1 pseudogene is annotated in these 670 nt (G+C 69.0%); it reads right to left on the reverse strand.

Annotation, left to right across the window (positions count from 1 at the left end):
• Positions 1–2 precede the first annotated feature (2 nt).
• A pseudogene (locus MKK75_RS00005) lies at positions 3–670 on the reverse strand (outer membrane protein); the annotation flags it as partial.

A 670-nucleotide genomic window follows, 5' to 3' on the forward strand; every position in this document is an offset into this window, starting at 1 on the left:
TCTCAGTACGAACCGAACTTGTAGTTCAGGCCGGCGCGGACGACGGCGAACTCGTCGGCGCGGCGTCCGATCGGGCTGGAATAGGCGGGGACGAGGTTTGCGGCGTTGACGACCAGGACACCCTGGTTGCGGGTGTTGCGGTCGAGGTTGACGTACAGGCCTTCGACCTTGAGCGTGACGGCCGAGGAGCGGAAGAAGTTCAGGAACGAGTCGGTGGGGAGCGCATACTCGATGCCGCCGCCGACGGCGTAGCCGGTGCGGAAGCTGTCGTTGCCGGCAAAGCCGCCGAACGAGCGGTCGGCGCTGCCCGAGCCGTAGGCGAAGCCGCCGGTGCCGTACACGAGGGTGCGGTCGAAGGCGTAGCCGAGGCGGCCGCGCACGGTGCCGAAGTAGTCGAGGCTCGACAGGCCGCGCGGGTCGGTGACGTAGTAGCCGGGGGCGAGCGCGACGCCGGTGAGGAAGGCGCTGTGCCGGTTGCGCGCGAAGTCGAGGTACTGGGGGTCGGCCTAGATGCCGACGACCACGCCGGACCCCGGGGTGCACTGGTAGTTGTAGCCGACCTGGGCGCTGCGGGAGAAGACGTCCTGGCTGTTGTTGCGGAAGGTGGAGACGGTGCCGGGGGTGGCGTAGGGGAAGGGCACGCCGAAGCTGTTGCCGGTGGATCGGCTGG

Source organism: Methylobacterium sp. J-030 (genome assembly GCF_022829545.1).
GTDB lineage: Bacteria > Pseudomonadota > Alphaproteobacteria > Rhizobiales > Beijerinckiaceae > Methylobacterium.